The following is a 20,830-nucleotide window of genomic DNA, read 5'->3' as shown; positions in this document are numbered from 1 at the left end:
GAGAGATTCTAGTTGGAAATTGTTTGGCGCGACGCCGATGGCGGCCGCAGTGATTGCAGCAGCGCGCCGACGTCATCCGCCGCGTCGAGCCGCCAGACTGCGTCGATGACGCGGTCCGCGTCCCAGTCACTTCGATCGGTCCGCACGCCTTCGCGCAGCTTGGCCTCGAGATCGCCGTCTGTAAGCGGCGCAGCCCGGCTGCCGCGCGGCGAAGTCACGGTCTCTGTGAGAATTTCACCAGACGACAGGCGCAAGGTGACGCGCGCAGCGCCGTCGGGCATCTGAGCATCAAGCTCCGCCCTCACCTTCTGCCGCAGCCGCACGATATCGGGCCGGACCACGGTCTCCTGCGCGAACTCGGCCACACCGGCCGCGCCGAGCAACAGTCCGCAAGCCACGCAATGATGGATGCTGACGCGCGCATCGCGCTCGTTGTTCACGGGGCGATCACCGCGCGCGAGCAGCAGTGCCGAGCCCTGCACTGTCACCGACTCGATCCGGTCAACGCGTCGTCCAATTCGTTCGCGCAACAGCAGGCAGGCGTCGATGACCGAATGGAACACGATGCCGGCGGGATAGGGCTTGTAGGTGCTCTTCGCGATCTCCCAGGTCTTTCCGAGGCCATCGAGCATGCGGGCGAGATCCGGCTCATCCCCCATGGTACGCGCCCAGCCGAGCGGACCTTCGATGGCGTGGGGCGCAGCCTCATAGCCCTGCTGCGCGAGCAGCGCGGCGAACAACCCGTTACGTGCGGCATTGCCGACGCTGACATTCTTGGCGGCGCTTGGCAGATTCTCGACATTGCCGGCCGACTGGCTCGCCGCAAGTCCGATCGCGTTCGCAATCCCTTCCGCGGGCAGGCCCAACAGCTTCGCGCACGCCGCCGCAGCGCCAAAAATCCCGCAGGTCGAGGTGATGTGCCAGCCGCGGGCATAATGACGCGGCGAGACTGCATTGCCGATGCGGCACTCCACATCCACGCCAAGGATAAACGCGGTCAGCACCGCGCGCCCCGTCAGCTTGCGCGTCTCTGCCAGCGCCAATATCGGCGCGGCGACCGGCGCGGCCGGATGGATGATCGTTTCAGGATGCGTGTCGTCGAAGTCGAGCAGATTCGCCGAGATGGCATTGAGAAACGACGCGCACAGCGCGTCCATGGACTGCGAATGGCCGATGATTGTCGATGTCGCGGCGCCGCTAAACGGCGACAGCGTGCGCATCGCGGCCGTGACCACCGGATCGCGTGCGGAGCCGAGCGCGGTCGCAAAGAAATTGAGGATCGATCGCTTCGCCTCAGGGCTCTGCGCCTCCACGTCCGCCCACGACGAGGACGCGACGAAATCGGCGAGCGTCTTGCTCACACTCGGAATTGAAGCTTGCGGCACGCGGGGCGTCTTCCTCGTTTTCCCGGACCATATGACGATCCGCGGCAAACTGTCGACCCCAAATGTTATGCTTGACAGCTTGTCTGACAATCATAAMAATCCGGCCCGTTGGCGCGGGATCCCGCTGCCACGACGACGGCGGCCGAGAAGGCCGGCCGGCGAAAGCGTTTGACCAACGAGATCAAGAAGGCGCGCCCGTCACGGGTCGCGCGACAGGGAGTAGACGATGGCGGGAGAGATTCTCGGCGTAATCGGCACGGGCCGCATGGGCGGCCCCATGGCGGGGCGATTGATCGACGCGGGCTATTCGCTCGTGATCTATGACACTCAAGCTGATGCAACCCAGCCGCTGGTCAAGCGCGGCGCGCAGCTCGGCAAATCGCCGGCCGACGTCGCCTCGCGCGCCGATATCGTGCTCGCCAGCCTGCCGACGCCCGACATCGTCAAGGCCGTCACGCTCGGACAAGACGGTATCAGCAGCGGCAACCGCGCCAAGATCGTCATCGATCTCTCGACCTCGGGTCCCGGCGCCGCGAAGATCGTTGCCGAAGGCCTGAAGGCCAAAGGCATGACGCTGGTCGATGCGCCCGTGAGCGGCGGCATCAAGGGCGCCGTCAACGGCACGCTGGCCGTGATGGTGTCCTGCCCGCAGGCGACCTACGAGACCGTGCAGCCGATCCTGAAGAATTTCGGCAAGCTGTTCTACACCGGTGACAAGCCCGGCGTGGCACAGACGGCCAAGCTCGCCAACAACCTGATGGCGGCCGCGGCGCTGGTCATCACGTCCGAAGCCGTCGCGATGGGCGTCAAGGGCGGCGTCAACGCAAAAGTGCTGATCGACATCATCAACGCCAGCAGCGGCCGCAACAGCGCGTCCGAAGACAAGTTCCCCCGCGCGGTGCTGCCCGGCACGTTCGATTTCGGCTTCGCCACCGGCCTTTCCTACAAGGACGTTCGGCTCTGCGTCGACGAGGCCGAGGCCATGGGCGTGCCGATGGTCTGCGGCGCGGTGGTGCGGCAGATGCTCGCGATCACCAACGCCAAGTATGGCGCGTCGTCCGACTTCACCTCGATCGCCAAGGTGCTCGAGGAGTGGGCCGGGGTCGAGATGCGCGGCTGATCACGCAAGCCTTCAGGGAGAGCGATTGCGATGACGATCGGCCCGACCGGATCAGGCAAGGTCTCGCTCGCGCGCCAGATGGCGCGGAGCGTGCTTGCGCTTGATCTTGGAGATTTCGGGCCGGAGGTCGTCGCGAAGGCAAAGCTCTGCCTGCTCGACTTCTTGTCCTGCGCCTTCGAGGCGGGCCAGCATCCCTGGAGCCGTCAGGCGGTTGCGATCGCACAAGCCGGCGGCACTGCAACGATCATCGGGACGTCACAACTCTCCTCGTCGGCCGATGCCGCCTTTGCCAATGCCGTCATGGGGCACGGCCTCGTCCGCGAGGACATGCACGCGGCCAGCATCGCGCACCACGGCGTCGTGATCTGGCCGACGCTGCTCGCGCTGTCGGAGCAGACGCCGCTGCACGGAGCCAGGCTGCTCGCTGCCGCCATCATCGGCTATGAGACCGGCGCGCGGATCGGCCGCGCGCTCCTGACCTCCGACCTCGCACGCCTCTATCGCCCGACTGGGCTGGTCGCACCTCCGGGCGCGGCGCTGGCGGGAAGTTTCGCGCTTGGCCTCTCCGAGGACGCCGCAACCAGCGCCGTCGCGATCGCGGCCAATACGTCCAGCGGGCTGAACGAGTGGCCGCATGCCGGCGGCTCCGACATGTATTTTCATCCCGGCTTTGCCTCCAGCAACGCCATCAAGGCGATCGGTCTTGCCGCGGCCGGCGCATTCGGCTCGGAAACCATACTGGAGGGCGAAGCCGGCCTGTTCGCCGCCTATCGCCGCCAGGCCGCGCCCGACAGCATGACGCTCTTCCCCGATGGCGAGAGCGAGATCATGGCCGTCTACAACAAGCCGGTCCCGGCCTGCAATTTCGCGCAGACCGCGGCCCAAGCAGCGCTTCGCGTCTCGCACGAGCTCGCCAGCACTGAGGAGATCGACCGCGTCATCATTCGCGCACCCGATGCCGCCGTTCGCTATCCCGGCTGCGACTCCATGGGGCCCTATCGCAACGCGCTTCAGGCCAAGATGAGCATTCCCTTCAGCGTTGCTGCGACGCTGACGCGGGGCGAGATCGAGGAAGAGAACTATTCCGAACTCGATGATGCCGACATCATTCGCCTGGTCGCGGTCACCGATCTCGGGGCAGATCCAGGCTTCACCGCCGCCTTCCCCGGCAAGCAGGGCGCAGAGGTGACCGTGCATCTGCGCAGCGGCCGGACGATCCGGCACGCTTTGCCCGACGTCATCGCCGCAACGCCTTCAGATATTCGTGCGCGCTTCCGCGCCGCCGCAACCAGAGTCCTTGGCGACGATCGCGCGCACCGGCTCGAGCAACTCATCGACGGCTGCGAGCAGCTCGGCAATGCCGGCGACATCGCAGCGCGGTGTCGTCTGGATGCGCCGGAACGAGTTTTACGATCGGCATCATAAGAAATGCCAAACAATACGGGGGAAACATGGTCGACCGGGAGACCAGCCTAGCAGTGCCGACGGCGCACAATCGCCAGCAAGCCGGCGCTCGCGCCGCGCGGAGGCGGGGCTGATGGAAGGCTTCTTTCAAGCGCTCGCTGCGGGCCTTTTGATCGGCGCCGTCTACGGCCTGATGTGTGTCGGGCTCGGCCTGATCTTCGGCGTCATGCGCGTCATCAACTTCGCCCATGGCGATTTCATGATGCTCGGCATGTATGCCGCCTTCTATCTCTTCACCGCCGCCGGCATCCAGGCGCTGTTCGGCAACACGGTGGGGCCGTTCGTGGCCATCCTGCTGGCCGGCCCCGTGCTCGCCGTGTTCGGCTATTTCGTCCATCTGGCCCTGATCTCGCGCGTCTCGGGTACACGCACCGCCTCGCTGGAAGGCGAAGGGCATTACGCCCAGCTCATCCTGACGCTCGGCATCGCGCTGATCCTGCAGAATGGCGGCCTGATCGTTTTCGGATCGGTGCTGGCCTCGATCCGTACGCCGCTGTCGAGCTCGGCCTGGGAGCTCGTTCCCTTCTTCGACATCAGCATCTTCCTCAACAAGGCGCGCAGCATCGACGCGATCGTTTCGCTCGCGATCATGATTCTGCTCTCGCTGCTGATCACGCGGACCCGGATCGGCAAGTCGCTGCGCGCCGCCGCCGACAATCCGACCGCCGCGACCTATATGGGCATCGACGTCGACCGCGCGCACCGCACGGCCTTCGCGCTCGGCTGCGGCATCACCGCGATTGCCGGCGGCCTGCTCGCGACCAACTATCCGTTCCACCCCTTCGTCGGCCTCGAATACGTGATCGTCATGTATGCCGGCGTCGTGCTCGGCGGCATGGGCAGCATCATCGGTGCCTTCTGGGGCGGCATGACGATCGGGCTCGTGCAGCAGATGTCCACGCTGATCCTGCCGACGCAATTGCAGAACGCCGCGATCTTCGCCGTCTTCCTCCTCATCATCTTCTTCCGTCCGCAAGGTTTCTTCGGGCGCATGGTCGAGAGGACGTGACCATGCTCCGGATGCGTTCACTGCTGCCTCCCCTGCTCTTCACGCTCGCTTACGCCGGGATCTCACTCGGCGTCACCAACTCCTACTACCAGCTCATCCTGAYGCTGGTGCCGGTGTGGGCAGTGTTCGGCCTGTCCTGGAATCTGCTCAGCGGCTACACCGGGCTGATCTCGTTCGGCCACGCCGCTTTCTTTGGGATCGGCGCCTATGCGACCGCGCTCGGGCAGATCTATTTCGATATCTCCCCCTGGCTGCTGATCCCGGTCGCCGCCATGCTCGGCGGCATCGCCGGGCTGCTGATCGGATTCCCGACCTTCCGCCTCCAGGGCCACTACTTCGCGCTCGCGATGCTCGCCTACCCGCTCGCTATTCTCTACGTGTTCGAGTGGCTCGGCTTCCAAGAGGTGACGCTTCCGATCAAGCGCGACGCGCCGATCGCCTATATGCAGTTCTCCGATCCCCACATCTACACGCTGCTGGGGCTTGCGATCATGCTTGCCACCATCGTGCTGACGCAGGTGATCGAGCGATCCCGCTTCGGCATGGCGCTGCTCGCGATCAAGCAGAACGAGGCTGCGGCAGAAGCCGCAGGCATCAACACGCTGGCCTGGAAGCTGCGCGCGATCACGCTGAGCGGCGCGATCGCCGCCGCCATCGGCGGGTTCTATGTGCAGGTGCTGCTGGTCGTGACCCCGCAATCGGTGTTCGGCATGCTGGTGTCGGCGCAGGCGCTCACGGTCGCGATGTTCGGCGGCGTCGGCACGGTCTGGGGGCCGGTCATCGGCTCCGTCATCCTGATCCCACTCGCCGAGATCCTGCACGCAGAGGCCGGTGCACGCATCCCCGGCATTCAGGGCGTCATCTTCGGCCTTGCTATCGTCTGCGTCATCCTGCTCGCGCCGGAAGGCCTGTTCTGGAAACTGCGCGATCTCCTGCGCAAGCGAAATGCATCCAGGGCCACGGCTAGCGTCACTCCGGAAACGGCCGTCGCCAACGTCACGGCGCTGAAGCCCGCCGCGCGGCAGCGTGCGGCCACCGGCGAGGTGATGCTCGAGGTTCGCAACCTCTCGCGCTCCTTCGGCGGACTCAAAGCCGTTCAGGACGTCAGCTTCAAGCTGCACAAGAACGAGATCCTCGGCATCATCGGCCCGAACGGGGCCGGCAAGACCACGCTGTTCAACCTCCTCAACGGCTTCCTGAAACCGAGCGAGGGCGAGGTGCTGATCGACGGCCGCAACATGTCCGGCCAACGGCCGCACGTGATCTGCGAGGCCGGCATCGGGCGAACCTTCCAGGTCATGCGCCCATTCCTGCGCATGTCGATCCTCGACAATGTCGTGGTGGGGGCCTATGTGCGCGCCGGCTCCGACGCGGAGGCCCGCAAGCTTGCCGCCGACGCGGTCGCCCGCGTCGGGCTCTCCGCCGTGGCTAACCGTGTCGCCGGCGAACTCTCGACCAAGGAGCTGCGGCTGATGGAGCTCGCCCGCGCAATCGCCGGCCAGCCCCGCATCCTGCTGCTCGACGAGACGCTTGCGGGCCTCGGCCACGGCGAGGCGGACGAGGTCGTCGCCGTGATCCAGCAACTCGCACGCGACGGCACGACCATCGCCATCATCGAGCACACCATGCAGGCGATGGTCCGCCTGGTCGACAGATTCCTCGTGCTCGACCACGGCGCCGTCATCACCGAGGGCCTGCCGGAAGTGGTGACGCGCGACAACCGGGTGATCGAGGCCTATCTCGGCAAGAAGTGGGTGGGCCATGCTGCGAATTGAGGGACTGAGCGCGGGCTATTCGGCCAAGCCCGTCCTGAACGACGTGTCGATCAATGTCGGCGCCGGCCAGTTCGTTGCGATCGTCGGGCCTAACGGCGCCGGCAAGACCACCCTGTTCAAGACGATCTCCGGCATCGTGAAGCCGAGCGGCGGGGCAATTACGTTCGACGGCGTCGACCTTCTTGCCGTGCCGCCGCCGCAGCGCGCCCATCTCGGCATCGCCCACGTCCCCGAGGGCCGCCAGGTGTTCCCGTCGCTGACGGTGATGGAGAACCTCGAAATGGGCGCGATGACCGAAAGCGGCCGGCGCGACTGGCAGGCCAATATCGAGCGCATCTTCGAATGGCTGCCGGTGCTGAAGGAACGCCGCAATCAGTTCGCGGGTACGATGTCCGGCGGCCAGCAGCAGATGCTCGCGATCGGCCGCGGCCTCGCCTCCTCGCCGAAGCTGTTGATGCTGGACGAGCCCTCGATGGGTCTCGCGCCGTCGACAGCGGACTTCATCTTCGAGCGGCTGATCGATATCCGGCGTCAGTCCGGGCTGACCATGCTGCTGGTCGAGCAGCGCGTCGCGGAAGCGCTGGAGTCAGCCGACCACGGCTATGTCCTCGAAGCCGGACACGTCGTGCTCGAAGGCAACAACGACACGCTGCGCGCCGATGATCGCGTGCGCAAAGCCTATCTCGGCATGTGACGAACAAAAACAAAGAGCAGGGAGACAACAAGATGAACAAGACATCGAAGGGCAGGATATCAAAAGGACTGACGCGCCGGACCGTGCTGTCGGGTGCCGCCGCCGTCGGCCTCGCCGGCGTGGCACGTGCGCAGGCGCCGGCCGAGGTCAAGGTCGGACTGATCGTGCCGCTGTCGGGCATCTACACCCGCCCCGGCCAGGTGATGAAAATGGGCGCCGAGATGGGCATCGAGCACATCAACGCGCAAGGAGGCATCAAGGCGCTCGGCGGCGCCAAGCTGAAGCTGGTGGTGATCGACTGCGGCGACACCACCGAGAAGGCCAAGAACGCGGCGCAACGCATGGTGGCGCAGGAACCCGATCTGGTCGCCGCCACCGGCTCTTATCTCTCGTCCTTCACCCTCGCCGTCACTGAAGTCACCGAGCGCGCCGAACTGCCGGTGCTGACGCTGTCCTATTCGGACCTGCTGACCGACCGCGGCTTCAAATACATCTTCCAGACCGCCGCGACCGCCAGCCGCCAGTCCGAGCTGGGCCTGCCGACGCTGATGAAGCTCGCCGAGAACGCGTCGGGCAAGAAGCCCAAGACCGTGGCGATGCTGATGGACAACACCGCGACATCCGTCGCCACCGCCAAGGCACTCAAGGAAAAGCTGCTCGCACAGGAAGGCCTCCAGCTTGTCGTCGAGGAAGTCTGGACCCCGCCGCTGTCGGATGCCACCCCGCTGATCCAGAAGGTCCGCTCGACCAAGCCCGATCTGCTCCTGTTCATGCCGAATGCAGTGTCGGATGCCAAGCTGGGGTTGGAGAAGATCAGCGAGTTCGGCCTCGGCCAGGGCAAGATCCCGACGGTGTCGTTCAGCATCACCATCGCCGAGCCCGACATGCTCCAGAGCGTGAGCCCGGAGACCGTGCAGGGCATCATGACCATCGTCGCCAACTGGGGCTCGAAAGGCCACGAGGCGCTGATCGCCGAGCTCAAGGCCAAATACAAGGAGCCCTGGATGACGCAGAACGTCATCTCGACCTATGGCGACATGTGGCTGATGAAGGAAGCACTGGAGAAGGCCGGCAAGGCCGACCGCAATTCGGTCGCACAGGCCTTCCGCACCATGGATGCCGGCCCGTCGAAATACTATCCGGGCGGTCAGCTCAAATTCGACGAGAAGGGCCGCCGCGTCGGCGCCGGCGTCGTCATCGTGCAATGGCAATCGGGCGTGCCTGTCACCGTCTATCCGCCCGAACTCGCGCAGGCGCAGCCGTTCTGGCCGAAGAAATCATGATGCGTCGCGATATTTTTCAGGGAGGAGAATTGTCATGACTGCAAAGAGCAAGATCACGATCTCGCGGCGAACATTGCTTGCCGGCGCCTCCGGTACGCTGATCGCATCCCGGGCCTGGGCGCAGCAACCTTCTGAGGTGAAGGTCGGCCTGCTGGTGCCGATCTCCGGCCTCTACGCCCGCCCGGGAACGGTGATGCGTGAGGGCGCCGAGATGGCGGTCGACCACATCAACGCGCAAGGCGGCATCAAGGCGCTCGGCGGCGCCAAGCTGAAGCTGGTCGTGCTCGATTCCGGCGACACCACGGAAAAGGCCAAGAACGCCGCCCAGCGCATGGTCGCGCAGGAGACCGATCTGGTTGCTGCCAGCGGCGCATACCTGTCCTCGTTCACGCTCGCGGTGACCGAAGTCACCGAGCGCGCCAGCCTGCCCGTCCTCACCCTCTCCTATTCCGACCTGATCACCGACCGCGGCTTCAAATACGTGTTCCAGACCGCGGCTACCGCAGGTTCGCAGGCACGGCAGGCGTTGCCCCAAATCATCAAGCTGGCGGAGACGGCCTCAGGCAAGCGGCCGAAGACGGTCGCGATCCTGACCGACAACACGGGGGCCTCGATCGCGTCCGCAAAGGCGATGCGCGAGGGCCTGCTGGCGGAGAACCAGTTGCAGCTGATCGTCGACGAGACGTTCACGCCGCCGCTGGCCGATGCGACGTCGCTGGTGCAGAAAATCCGTTCGGCCAAGCCCGATCTGCTGTTCTTCCTGCCGACGGTGATCTCGGACGCGAAACTGCTGCTCGAGAAGATGAACGAGTTCGGCCTCGGCCAGGGCAAGATTCCGACCATCTCGTTCGGCATCGCGATCGCCGAGCCCGACATGCTGCAAACCGTCAGTCCGAACTCCTCCAGGGCGTGCTGACCTGCGTCGCAAGCTGGGGCGCCAAGGGCCACGAGGCGCTGATCGCCGAGTTGAAGACCCGCTACAAGGAGCCGTGGATGACGCAGAATGCGATCTCCACCTATGGCGACATGTGGGTGATCAAGGACGCGCTCGAGAAGGCCGGCAAGGCCGACCGCGTTGCCGTCGGCGAGGCGCTGCGCACCATGGATGCCGGCCCCTCGAAATACTATCCGCTGGGCGAGATCAAGTTCGACGAGAAGGGCCGCCGCGTCGGCGCCGGCATGACCATCGTGCAGTGGCAGTCCGGCGTGCCGGTGACGGTGTTCCCGCCCCAGCTCGCGCTGGCGCAGCCGTTCTGGCCCAAAAACTGAACTGAGAACTGACAACGCCGGAAAGAGAAACGGAGGACAACATGGACAAGGCGACCTACGACCGCGGGCTCGAAATCCGCAAGAGCGTGCTCGGCAACGAGTTCGTCGACAAGGCGATCGCATCCGCGGACGAGTTCAACCGTCCGATGCAGGACCTTACCACGGAATATTGCTGGGGCTACGTCTGGGGACGCGACGGCCTGACGCGCAAGACCCGCAGCTTCCTCAATCTGGCGATGCTCTGCGCGCTCAACCGCCCACACGAGCTGAAGACCCATGTCCGCGGCGCGCTCGCCAACGGCGCCACCAAGGAGGAGATCCGCGAGGTCTTCATGCAGGTCGCGATCTATTGCGGCGTGCCGGCCGGCGTGGATGCGTTCCGGAACGCGAAGGAAGTCTTCGTCGAGCTCGACAAGAAATAACGGAGCGTGACGACGATGAAGGGCAAATGGGCACTCGTGACCGGTGCGACCGCGGGCCTTGGCCTCGCCGTCGCGGAAGGCCTTGCCGGCGCGGGCGCCAATATCGTCCTTCATGATCTCGTCGCGCCGAAGCAGGCCGCGGATGACCTCCGCGCCCGCTTCGGCGTCGAGGTCGTCTCGGCCGCCGTCGATCTGTCCCGGCGCGAGGCGATCGAGGCCATGATGGCCGATCTGCTCGCCCGCTGCGGTGCCATCGATATCCTCGTCAACAACGCCGTGGTCAGGCATTTCTCCGCGATCGAGCAGTTTCCGCCCGATCGCTGGGAGCAGGCGCTGGCGGTCAATCTCTCGGCGCCGTTCCATTTGATCCGCCTGGCGCTGCCGGCGATGAAGCAGCGCGGCTGGGGCCGGATCATCAGCATGGGCTCGATCTATTCGAGCCGCGCGGTCGAAGACCGCATCGACTACGTCACCACCAAGACTGCGATTTTGGGCATGACCCGTGCGGTGGCGATCGAGACGGCGCGGAGCGGCATCACCTGCAACACGCTCTGCCCGGGCACGCTGCCGACGCCCGCGATCCTGAATAAGATCGCAACGATCGCGTCGAACAGCGGCCGTCCGGTCGACGATGTGACCAAGGAATATCTCGGCGAGCGCCAGCCGACGCAGCGTTTCGTCGAAATGAATGCGGTCGCCGCCATGGTCGCCTTTCTCTGTGGGCCCGCAGCAAACGATATCACCGGCGCCAGCCTGCCGATCGACGGCGGCTGGTCGGTCGCATGAAAGCATTGGGAGTGTTGCGATGACTGAACAATCGGGCCAGAGCGTCGTGCTGACGGGTGCCGCCGGCGGCATGGGACGCGCCATCACCAAGGCCTTGCTGGAAAGCGGCCGCCGCGTCGTGCTGGTCGATCGCGACGCCAAGGCGCTTGACGAACTCGCGTCCACGGCGGGCAACGCGGTGTTTCCGATCCAGCTCGACATTAGCGATGGGCAGGCCGTGGATCGCCTGCCGGACGCCATTCCCGCGCAGTTCAAGCCGGTCGACGTCCTCATCAACAACGCCGGGCACGATATCGGCGGGCGGACGCGGTTCGATGCCGGCTCCGCCGACGACTGGTCCAACATCATCCAGACCAATCTGATCGGCCTGATGCGCGTCACCCGCGCAATCCTGCCCGACATGGACAGGCGCAACGCCGGCCATGTCGTCAACATCAGCTCCATCAACGCCGTCCGCATCGTCCCCGATATGGCCGCCTACAGCACCAGCAAGGCGGGCGTGCACATGTTCACCGAGACGCTGCGGGGCGAACTGGCGGAAACCGGCATCCGGGTCACCGAACTCCAGCCAGGCCTGACCCGGACCAACATCATCCTGACCCGCTACCGCGGCGACAGGCAGAAGGAAAAGGACTATTTCGACCAGTTCAGGATGGCGCTCGAGCCTGCCGATATTGCCCGTTCGATCGTCTTCGCCCTGGACCAGCCCGCGCACGTTCAAATTGCCGAAATGATGATTCTGCCTGTAAACCGGTACTGACTTTTCCCAACCAGGGTCCGGACATGGAAAGACGTAGCGAATTGCAGTCGACACTCCGCATCGAGGACGTCCCGACCGTCCGGGCGATGGTCGCGCAAAAGCTGCGCGAGGCGATCATGTCCGGAACACTCAAACCGGGCCAGCGCCTGGTCGAGCGCGAGCTTTGCGAGATGATGGGCGTCAGCCGGCCCTCGATCCGTGAAGCGCTGCGCGCCCTCGAAGCCGACGGCCTCGTCAACATCGTCCCGCACCGCGGCCCCGTGGTCTCCACGATCAGCCTCGAGGAAGCCCGGCAGCTCTACGCGGCGCGCGCGGTGCTCGAAGGATTCGCCGGCCGCGAATGCGCCAGAATCCACGATCCGGAAGTGGCTCGGCGGATCGGGGAAGCCTTGACGCGGCTGAAGGCGGCCGCGGCCAAGCAGGATCTCGTCGGAAGCCTCGAAGCCAAGACCGACTTCTACGCCGCGCTGATCGGCGGCTGCCGCAACGCCTTCATCGAGCGCATGCTCAAGCCGCTGCACGACCGGATCCAACTGTTGCGGATCACGTCGATGTCGCAGCCGAAACGGATCAACAAGAGCCTCCGCGAGGTCACCGCGATCTGGCGCGCGATCCAGAACGGCGATCCAGATCTCGCCGAGCGCTGCTGCGTCGATCACATCAATGCGGCTGCGGTGGCCGCGCTCGACATGATTGAACGAAACGCCGCCAAGGAGGCGGCGCCTTCCGACGACTAGAAAAACAAGAATTCAGGGAGTGTTCGATGTTGTCTCTGGTACGATCGCTGATCCTGTGTCTCCTGCTCTTGCCCTGCGGCGCGGCAATCGCAGACGACTACCCCACCCGCCCGGTAACGATGATCGTGCCGTTCTCCGCCGGCGGCCCCGGCGACGTCATCGCGCGAATTCTCGGCAACGCCATGAGCGCTACGCTGAAGCAGTCCATCGTCATCGAGAATGTCGTCGGTGCCGGCGGCACACTCGGCACCAACCGTGTCGCCAAGGCCGCGCCTGATGGCTACACGCTGCTCCTGATGCATGTCGGCCAGGCCACTGCGCCCGCGCTCTACGCAAAACTGCCGTTCGATCCCGTCGGCGACTTCGCCATGATCGGGCTCGTCACGGACGTACCAATGATCCTGGTGGCCCGGCCGAATTTCCCGGCCAAGGATCTCGGCGAGATGATCGCGCGCATCCGCAGCGAGGGCGACAAGATGACTTTCGGCAATGTCGGTCTCGGCTCAGCCTCGCAGCTCTGCGGCCTGATGTTCATGAGCACCACCGATACGAAACTCTCGCAAATCTACTACAAGGGCGGCGGGCCCGCACTGAACGACGTCATCGCCGGCCATATCGACGTCTATTGCGATCCCGCGACGGGACCGACGCCCTATATCCAGTCGAACACGATCAAGGGCTACGCGATCACGAGCAAGACGCGCGTCGCGACACTGCCTGGCGTGCCGACCTCGGCCGAGGCCGGCGTTCCCGAATTCGATGTGACGACCTGGTATGGCCTCTACGCGCCGCGCGGCACGCCGAAGCCCGTGATCGACCAGCTCGTCGGCGCGCTCCRGACGGCACTCAAGGACCCTGCGTTGATCAGCCGCTTCGCCGAGCTCAGCATGGCTCCGGTTGAGGCCGAGCGCGCGACGCCGGCTGCGCTCGAAGCCTTCCTGAAGGCGGAGATCGCCAAATGGGGCCGGATCATCAAGGCAGCCGGAATCGAACCGCAGTAGGTCCCGCCTGCTTCACTCGTCCAGAAGCTCCAGGAATTCCTCGATCCGGCCGAACGGGTCCGCGTGCCCGCGGGCGGCGCAGACGACGCGATCGCCGTCGCGCTGGAGCGATCGCGCCCTGGATTTCCGCAGCCGCCCGGGGAGGAAAGTCGCGGCGACGGCCTCGGGCCCGACATCGAGCCTGACGATGCCACGCCGCTTGCAATCGATCCTGAGCCTGGCGGCCGCAAAGAAATCGCGCGCCTCCGGCGGGAGCCTGCCGAAACGGCGCGAGGTCTCCTCCTCCAGGTCTTCCAGATCGTCGTCGCTCCGGCATCTGGCGGCGCGACCATAGATCTCGAGCCGCATTGCTTCCGATTGCACATAACCTTCAGGCAACATGTCGCCGACAGGCAGATTGAGATCCGGCACCCACAGAAAGGCGCCCGAGTCGTTCACTCTTTCCGAGGCGAGCTTCAGGAGATGACTGTAGAGCACCGGTCCGAACACCTGCACGTGCCCGGACTGCTGTTCGGAAAACAGATCGCCGGCGCCCCTGAGGTCCAGGTCGCGCTCGCTGATGGCAAAGCCGGCGCCGGGCTTGCTGAACTCCTCGAGGACGGCCAAACGCTTCTCGGACTGTTCCGAGGTCGACTCCGTCAGCAGATAGGCGAAGGCGCGCGTTCCGCCGCGTCCCACCCGCCCCCTGAGCTGATGGAGCTGTGCGAGGCCGAACTTTTCGGGCCAGCACACCACGATGGTATTCGCGCGCGGGATATCGAGACCGCTTTCCACGATGTTGGTCGCCAGGAGGACGTCCGCCTCGCCATCGACGAAACTCATCATGCGGTCGTCGAGGTCGTCGACGGGCATCTTGCCATGAAGGCAGACGATGCGGAGGTCGGGCGCCAGTGATTGCACGCGCGCCAGCATCGGCTCCAGATCCTGGATGCGCGGGCAAATCAGAAAACTCTGTCCGTGCCGCCGCCGCTCGCGAAGCAATGCTCCGGCAATGGCCGCATCCGAAAGCGGAGCGATCTTGGTCACGATCGGAAGCCGGTGAACCGGCGGCGTTGCGATCACGCTGAGATCCCGGAAGCCCGCAAGACCAGCAGCGAGCGTGCGCGGGATGGGCGTCGCGCTCATCCAGAGCGTATGGGCATTCTTTGCCAGGCCTGAAAGCTTCGCCTTCTCCGCCGCTCCGAAGTGCTGCTCTTCGTCGATGATGACGAGGCCAAGATCGGCGAACTTCACATCCTTTGCAGAGAGCGCCTGCGTGCCGACAACGACTTTCAGCCTGCCGCTTCGCAGGCCCTCCTTGATCCCTCGCGTCTCCGGGCCGGAGGTCGCTCGCGACAGGCTTCCGACGTCGATACCGAGAGGACCGAAGCGCTTGCGGAAGGTTTCGACATGCTGCCGCGCCAGGACCGTGGTCGGCACCGCGATCGCCACCTGTTTCCCGGACAGCGCCACGGCGGCTGCCGCGCGCAACGCCACCTCGGTCTTTCCAAATCCGACGTCGCCGCACACCACCCTGTCCATGGGATGGCCTACCGCGAGATCATCGAGCACGTCCTGAATGGCCTTCGCCTGATCGACCGTCGGGAAATACGGAAAACGCGCAACGAACCTTTCATAGAGTGGCCCGGGCGCGACCAGTTTCGGCGCGCGGCGGCGGTGGCGCTGGCTGATGTGCTTCGCGAGCGCCTTGGCGGCGACCTGAATCTCCGCCTCGGCCTCGGTCCGCCGCGCCCACCATGTGCTTCCGTCCGCCTTGTCCCGTGCCAGCTTGCCGGGCTCGGCCGCATACGGCCAGATCAAGGCAAGATCGGCCGGCGGCACGAGAACGGCGTTGTCTCCCGCGAACGCAAGCCTGACCATCTCGCGCCGCGATCCCGTCCCCATGGCGAGGGTCTGCAAGCCGTCGAGCAGAGCGAGCCCACGCTGCAAATGCACCACCGCCGCGCCGCGCTCCGGGACGTCCGGATGATCGAACGCGGCCGTCCAGGCTCTCGCCATGGGCTGGGGATGATGGGCTCTGCTGCCGAGCACGTCGGACGCGGTGACGATGACGAGAGGCTTGCGGCCGGCCCCGACGAAGCCGGCATCGAAGTCGGCCAGGAACGCCGTTTCGCGATCCCGTCCCTCCGTCGCCTCGCTCCAATCGGCGCAGCGCTCCGCCTTGATGCCGCTCATCCGCTCCATTGCGCGAAGGTCATCCTCGACGGCCGCGACGAACAGCACCCGCGACCCGGCGCGTTGCATGTCGTCAATAAATGCGCGGAGGATCTTTCTTGGCGATGAGGCTTTCGAGAAATCGGGCGTCGGCGTGAAGGCCGATTTTTGCGGAAGCACGCTGATGCTCTTCTTCAGCCGCTTCCAGTCCGCCCGTCCGAGATACTCGCGCTCCGCATCCCTGCGGCCAGCGGCCTCCTCGATGGTGCCCAGCCAGATATCGGCATGGCCCGGTACGCCGGCATCCACGATCCACCGCGCGCGAGCGCAATAATCCGGCAGCGTCGCCCGCTGTCCGCGCTTGCCTCCGAGCGCAATCTGTTCGGACATCGGATCGATCAGCAATTCCCTGGTCTCGTAGACGACCTCATGCTCGACCGGATCGACGGCAACGATCTTACGGATAACACCGTCGGAATGTTCGATCCTGAAAGGACCAAGTCCGCCCGCGGGAAACACCTCGAACGTCTTGCCGTGGAACAGGACGCCGCCCRGATATTCTGCCTCTTCGTCGAGGTCGTAGCCGAGAGCTTCCAGACGGCGCTCCAGCTCGGCTTCCGAATAGGCCGCGCCCACTTTCAGGCTGAGGCTGGTCTTTGACCAGCTCGCCGGCAGTGGCAGCCGCTCCATGATGGCTTCTGCGGTCGATACGAGGAAGACCGGCTTCCTTGCCTTGGCAAGGCGCCGCAACACCGAGCTCCGCCTGCCCGCGATCTCGCGCGACGGCTCCAGACCATCGAATGGCAGATTGTTCAGTCGCGGGAACACCAGCACGTCGACCGAAGGGTCGAGCGCGTGGATCACGCCGCCCAGCCGCTCCGCCCTGTTCTCATTGTCGCAGAGGAACACGAGGCCGTCGCGGCCAGACTTCTCCCATTGCTCGCGCAGATGCAGCGCCAGCATGCCGAGCGGCGATGAGGACGAGACCGTAGAACGCGACGCGCTCTTGCCTTTCGAGCCCTTGCTCTCTGTGCTCTTCGAACCCTTGCTCTTTGAACCCTTGCTCTTCGAGCTCTTGGTCTTCGGGCTCTCGCCTTTCGAGCTTTTGGCCTTGGTCTTTTTCGCGCCGGTCGCGGCCCGGGCTTTTTTGGTGGACGCCAATGTGTATCCAATTTTGTTTTAGAAATAGAGTCGCGCGCCGACGAGCCCTGCCGTAGAGCTCGGTCGACAACGCGGACTGGGCCTAAGCGCCCAAGCACGTCATTACAATTTCACGATTGCGTTGGAAAGCATGGATGCAAGCCCGGGAGGCCGCTTGCACGGCAAAATAAGGCCTACTGCAGGACCTTCGGCAGCACCACGACCACGTCGACGCTCTGCCCGAGGACTTGAGTCGCAACCACCGCGAGGTGATGCGAGAACTCGTCCTCGATCTCGCTCGCGCAGTCTTCGTCCCTGGCAATGGCGAACAGCAGATTGCCGTCGATCTCGTCGAATCGGATGCCGGCGAAGATGCGATCGAACGTCTCGGCGCCCGCGATGCCCGCGATTCGCGCCTGGATGGCTTGGTCTTCGATGAGGGACAGTTTCATCATAATCGGGAACATGGGGGCGCACCTCCCAAATGCAAGAGCGGAAGCGTGCTGGCGCGACCCGCCGGGCGAACTATATTAATCGTGTCGTCCCGCCTGCCCCCGTCTGCCCTTGAGGAAACTCTTGATTCTCTTCCTGCTGCTGGTCTCCGTGCCGATAGGACTGTCGGCCGGACGCTATTATCTGTTCGGCGATGGCCGGGGCAATTGGCAGACGGCGGATCGCTCGAGCGCCGGCCTGTTGCCGCCGGCATCGGCCAATCCGGACGCGCTGATCCGGGTCTTTGCCGCGCGCACGGTGCGGTGGCGCAGCATTTTCGCCGTCCACAGCTGGATCGTCGTCAAGGAGAAAGGTGCCAGCACCTACAGCCGATACGACTACACGGCGTGGGGCGACCCGATCCGGAGCAACGGATTTGCACCCGACGGCCGCTGGTTCGGCGCCATGCCCGAAACCGTCGTGGCGGTCGACGGCGCACGGGCCGAAGCGCTGATCCCCAAGATCCGCCACGTCGTCGAGACCTACAAGTTCCGCGCCTACGGCGATTACAGCGCCTGGCCCGGACCGAATTCCAACACCTTCGTGCAGGCGGCGCTGGACGCCGTTCCCGAGCTTCGTGCCGTCCTTCCACCCACCGCGGTCGGCAAGGACTATCCGTACAGCGGACGCTGGGCCGGCATCACCCCTTCCCGCACCGGCGCCTACGCCTCGCTATCGGGTTACCTCGGCATGACGATCGGCTGGGTCGAAGGGTTCGAGATCAATTTCTTCGGCGCGGTGCTGGGCATCGACATCCGGCGGCCGGCGCTCAAGCTCCCCGGCATCGGCCGCCTGGGCGTCGCGGCCGGCCTGTAGAGCGCCTGCCGGCGCCTCGCCAAACAAAAAACTGAAAAACAACCCCATGCACAGTAGAACCGCCCTTGGCCGGTTGGTCGCGGTGGCGCGGCTTAAGTCGAGATGAGGCTTGGGTGAATTGCCTTGCGCGCGCAGAACGAGAGGCATCTCTCCTGCAACGCACGTTGAGCCGCTCGACGAGTCCGATGTCTTCAGACGCCGGTCATTTGACTCGTCGGGCAAAACACCGGCAAAATTGCATCGTGCCAATCAGGCCATGGATGCGCTCGACCAGGCCGACCATGGGTCCAGCAAGCCGCCTCCTTGGATCCTAGCCCCCAAGCGCCGGAATATTTTCGCGAAAGATGATTTCGCTGCGCGGCGCCTCGATGCCGTGCATGGCGCTGCGGCCGGCGCGCAAATTGTCGAAGATGCCGACACAGCTCATCATCGTGTTGAGCTGATTTTGAGTGATGACGGCATCCATCGTCCCATCGAGCAGAAAGCTGCGCGTATCCGAGGTCAGACCATGGCCAATGAAGACCACGTCGTGCGCCCGGTTCATTTCGTTCAGGGCGCGAGCGACACCGTCGGCGGCGCCGCCGATGTTGTAGATTCCGGCAAGATCCGGATGCTGGCCCAGCAGCATGCGCGTCTGGCGATAGTTGCGGTCGGCGTCATCGTGGCCTTCACGCAGGCCCACGACCTTGATCGCCGGGAATAGTTCTTCGAAGACGTGCAGAAAGCCCATTTCGCGTTCTTCGTGCGCGCGGTAGCTGCGGCTGCCCGCGATCATCGCGACCTTGGCCGGACGCTCGCCCAGAAAACGCGCGATCAGATAGCCGGCGGTGCGTCCGATCGAGCGATTGTCCAGTCCGATATAGGCCGCGCGGCGCGCATTCAGGATATCCGAGATCAGCGTCACCGTCGGCACCCCGTGCTCCGCTAATCGGTCGACGGCTTCCCTCACGACGGGATGCTCGAGCGCCATGAAAGCGATGCCGTCGGCCTTGTCGCGGGCCCGCCAGAGCTGACGTGCCAGCAGGTCGGGATTGAAGCCCTTGATGGTGTCGACCTGACAATGGACGTTGAAGGGCGCGAGCCGGCCGTCGGAATGCGCGATCAGCTGCCCGAGCGTGGACAGGAAGCGGTTGGTGCCGGCCGGCAGCAGGAACAGCAGCCGCATCGGCTTGGGCCGCATCGCCGCCAGGAGGTTCTCGGCCGGCATGTAGTCGAGCTCGGACGCGGCAGCGAGCACCCGCTGCTGCGTCATCGCCCGCACACCGGGCCGACGATTCAGCACGCGGTCCACCGTCGCCGTGGAGACGCCGGCCCGGCGCGCCACGTCAACGATGCGGCTCAGCGAAGGAGCCACTGGTTTATTCATTCCGGGGCCCAATCGTCGAATACATCAAAAACCATCACCTTTATCGTTTGACATGCTAGCTCAAAGTCGCAATTTTCGCATCAACATTGTCACAGAAACATCAAATAACATCAAATCGCTGTTGGAGGAGAAGCCCATGTCCCTGACCCGTCGGCGCGCCTTGCAAGCCCTGTCCGTCCTCCCCGCCGCGGGCTTGATCGGCGGTCTCTCGCGCCCGGCCCGGGCGGCCGACTTTTCGCTGAAATACGGCAACAACCTGCCGCTGACGCACCCCCTCAACATCCGCGCCCAGGAAGCCGCCGACCGCGTCGCCAAGGAGAGCAATGGCCGGGTCGAGATCGCCATCTTCCCGAACAACCAGCTCGGCGGCGACACCGACATGCTCGCCCAGGTGCGCAACGGCGCGCTGAACTTCTTCACGCCCTCCGCGCTCGTGGTCGCGACCCTGGTGCCGATCGCCGCGATCAATGCGGTCGGCTTTGCCTTTGCCGATTACGATCAGGTCTGGAAAGCGATGGACGGCGGGCTCGGCGCGCATATCCGTGCCGCCATGGCCAAGGTCGGCCTCCATACGTTCGAGAAGATGTGGGACAACGGCTTCCGCCAGATCACCAGCGGCGCCAAGCCGATCGAGAGCGCCAAGGACATGGACGGCCTCAAGATCCGCGTGCCCGTGTCTCCGCTCAGCATCTCCATGTTCAAGGCGCTCTCGTCCTCGCCGACCAGCCTGCAATTCAGCGAGGTCTATTCGTCGCTGCAGACACGCATTGTCGACGCGCAGGAAAATCCGCTGCCGATCATCCAGGTGGCGAAGCTCTACGAGGTGCAGAAGTACTGCGCGATCAGCAACCACATCTGGGACGGCTTCTGGTTCATCGCCAACGCCCGCGCCTTCAACGCCCTTCCCGCCGATCTCAGGACCATCGTCAGCAACGCCATCAACGATGCCGGCTTGAAGCAGCGCGAGGACATCAAGACGTTCAATGCGACCGTGCAGGCCGATCTCCAGCGCAATGGAATGAAATTCACCACGCCTTCACCGGACTCGTTCCGCGCAAAACTGCGCGACTCCGGCTTCTACGGCGAATGGAAGGGCCGCTYCGGCGACGAAGCCTGGGCGCTGCTCGAAGGCGCCGTCGGCAAGCTGGCCTGAGCGC

17 protein-coding genes and 1 pseudogene are annotated in these 20,830 nt (G+C 64.8%); 14 read left to right on the top strand and 4 right to left on the bottom strand.

Going from position 1 to position 20,830, the window contains the following annotated elements:
• Positions 1 to 8: 8 nt before the first annotated feature.
• On the bottom strand, positions 9 to 1,385 hold the full coding sequence (locus tag AB4Z51_RS22860) for an MmgE/PrpD family protein (RefSeq protein WP_135216566.1): 1,377 nt from the start codon (positions 1,383 to 1,385) through the stop codon (positions 9 to 11).
• Positions 1,386 to 1,611: 226 nt separating this feature from the next.
• Between AB4Z51_RS22860 and AB4Z51_RS22855 the strand changes: the two genes are divergently transcribed.
• The 12 genes and pseudogenes from AB4Z51_RS22855 to AB4Z51_RS22800 all read left to right on the top strand — a co-directional run bounded on the left by AB4Z51_RS22855 (position 1,612) and on the right by AB4Z51_RS22800 (position 13,705).
• A complete protein-coding gene (locus tag AB4Z51_RS22855) occupies positions 1,612 to 2,505 on the top strand; it encodes an NAD(P)-dependent oxidoreductase (RefSeq protein WP_135216565.1) in 894 nt (297 codons plus the stop codon).
• Between the two features lie 30 nt (positions 2,506 to 2,535).
• Positions 2,536 to 3,930 (top strand): MmgE/PrpD family protein, encoded by a 1,395-nt coding sequence (locus tag AB4Z51_RS22850; protein WP_135216564.1) that lies wholly within the window; start codon positions 2,536 to 2,538, stop codon positions 3,928 to 3,930.
• Between the two features lie 112 nt (positions 3,931 to 4,042).
• On the top strand, positions 4,043 to 4,978 hold the full coding sequence (locus tag AB4Z51_RS22845) for a branched-chain amino acid ABC transporter permease (RefSeq protein WP_135216563.1): 936 nt from the start codon (positions 4,043 to 4,045) through the stop codon (positions 4,976 to 4,978).
• Positions 4,979 to 4,980: 2 nt separating this feature from the next.
• The gene (locus AB4Z51_RS22840) at positions 4,981 to 6,753 is read left to right on the top strand and encodes a branched-chain amino acid ABC transporter ATP-binding protein/permease (protein WP_441498018.1); all 1,773 of its coding nucleotides are present in this window, start codon (positions 4,981 to 4,983) and stop codon (positions 6,751 to 6,753) included.
• Positions 6,740 to 7,447 carry an ABC transporter ATP-binding protein gene (locus AB4Z51_RS22835; protein WP_014496464.1) on the top strand — a complete coding sequence of 236 codons (708 nt, stop codon included), beginning with the start codon at positions 6,740 to 6,742 and terminating at the stop codon, positions 7,445 to 7,447. The genes AB4Z51_RS22840 and AB4Z51_RS22835 overlap by 14 nt, the downstream gene beginning before the upstream one ends.
• A gap of 32 nt (positions 7,448 to 7,479) precedes the next feature.
• Positions 7,480 to 8,730: an ABC transporter substrate-binding protein gene (locus AB4Z51_RS22830; protein ID WP_135216561.1), complete on the top strand. Its 1,251-nt coding sequence runs from the start codon at positions 7,480 to 7,482 to the stop codon at positions 8,728 to 8,730.
• Positions 8,731 to 8,764: 34 nt separating this feature from the next.
• Positions 8,765 to 9,999, top strand: a pseudogene (locus tag AB4Z51_RS22825) (ABC transporter substrate-binding protein).
• A 41-nt stretch (positions 10,000 to 10,040) separates the two neighbouring features.
• The gene (locus tag AB4Z51_RS22820; protein WP_135216560.1) at positions 10,041 to 10,421 is read left to right on the top strand and encodes a carboxymuconolactone decarboxylase family protein; all 381 of its coding nucleotides are present in this window, start codon (positions 10,041 to 10,043) and stop codon (positions 10,419 to 10,421) included.
• A 15-nt stretch (positions 10,422 to 10,436) separates the two neighbouring features.
• The gene (locus tag AB4Z51_RS22815) at positions 10,437 to 11,207 is read left to right on the top strand and encodes an SDR family oxidoreductase (RefSeq protein WP_441498028.1); all 771 of its coding nucleotides are present in this window, start codon (positions 10,437 to 10,439) and stop codon (positions 11,205 to 11,207) included.
• Positions 11,208 to 11,226: 19 nt separating this feature from the next.
• Positions 11,227 to 11,967, top strand: coding sequence for an SDR family oxidoreductase (locus tag AB4Z51_RS22810; protein ID WP_441498017.1), 741 nt, complete (start codon positions 11,227 to 11,229; stop codon positions 11,965 to 11,967).
• A 23-nt stretch (positions 11,968 to 11,990) separates the two neighbouring features.
• Positions 11,991 to 12,704 (top strand): GntR family transcriptional regulator, encoded by a 714-nt coding sequence (locus tag AB4Z51_RS22805; RefSeq protein ID WP_208085946.1) that lies wholly within the window; start codon positions 11,991 to 11,993, stop codon positions 12,702 to 12,704.
• A gap of 26 nt (positions 12,705 to 12,730) precedes the next feature.
• Positions 12,731 to 13,705, top strand: coding sequence for a tripartite tricarboxylate transporter substrate-binding protein (locus AB4Z51_RS22800; protein ID WP_441498016.1), 975 nt, complete (start codon positions 12,731 to 12,733; stop codon positions 13,703 to 13,705).
• A gap of 12 nt (positions 13,706 to 13,717) precedes the next feature.
• On the opposite strand, the gene AB4Z51_RS22795 is transcribed toward AB4Z51_RS22800, so the two are convergent.
• Together AB4Z51_RS22795 and AB4Z51_RS22790 are read right to left on the bottom strand one after the other, a co-directional pair.
• Positions 13,718 to 16,822: a DEAD/DEAH box helicase gene (locus AB4Z51_RS22795; RefSeq protein WP_441498027.1), complete on the bottom strand. Its 3,105-nt coding sequence runs from the start codon at positions 16,820 to 16,822 to the stop codon at positions 13,718 to 13,720.
• A 371-nt stretch (positions 16,823 to 17,193) separates the two neighbouring features.
• Complete coding sequence (locus AB4Z51_RS22790; protein WP_071917581.1) at positions 17,194 to 17,454, bottom strand: hypothetical protein; 261 nt, start codon at positions 17,452 to 17,454, stop codon at positions 17,194 to 17,196.
• 121 nt (positions 17,455 to 17,575) lie between these two features.
• On the opposite strand from AB4Z51_RS22790, the gene AB4Z51_RS22785 reads away from it, so the two are divergent.
• Entirely contained in the window at positions 17,576 to 18,307 is a 732-nt protein-coding gene (locus AB4Z51_RS22785) for a DUF3750 domain-containing protein (RefSeq protein ID WP_135216555.1), read from the top strand.
• A 310-nt stretch (positions 18,308 to 18,617) separates the two neighbouring features.
• Here AB4Z51_RS22785 and AB4Z51_RS22780 read toward each other — a convergent pair whose 3' ends face one another.
• Entirely contained in the window at positions 18,618 to 19,673 is a 1,056-nt protein-coding gene (locus AB4Z51_RS22780; protein ID WP_135216554.1) for a LacI family DNA-binding transcriptional regulator, read from the bottom strand.
• A 136-nt stretch (positions 19,674 to 19,809) separates the two neighbouring features.
• On the opposite strand from AB4Z51_RS22780, the gene AB4Z51_RS22775 reads away from it, so the two are divergent.
• Positions 19,810 to 20,826 carry a TRAP transporter substrate-binding protein gene (locus AB4Z51_RS22775; RefSeq protein WP_441498015.1) on the top strand — a complete coding sequence of 339 codons (1,017 nt, stop codon included), beginning with the start codon at positions 19,810 to 19,812 and terminating at the stop codon, positions 20,824 to 20,826.
• The last annotated feature ends 4 nt before the right edge of the window (positions 20,827 to 20,830 follow it).

It is taken from the genome of Bradyrhizobium sp. 2TAF36 (assembly GCF_052114925.1).
In the GTDB taxonomy this organism is placed as follows: Bacteria; Pseudomonadota; Alphaproteobacteria; order Rhizobiales; family Xanthobacteraceae; genus Bradyrhizobium; species Bradyrhizobium barranii.
Note: the sequence above shows the minus strand (reverse complement) of the source record. Positions and strands in the feature narration are given on the sequence as shown.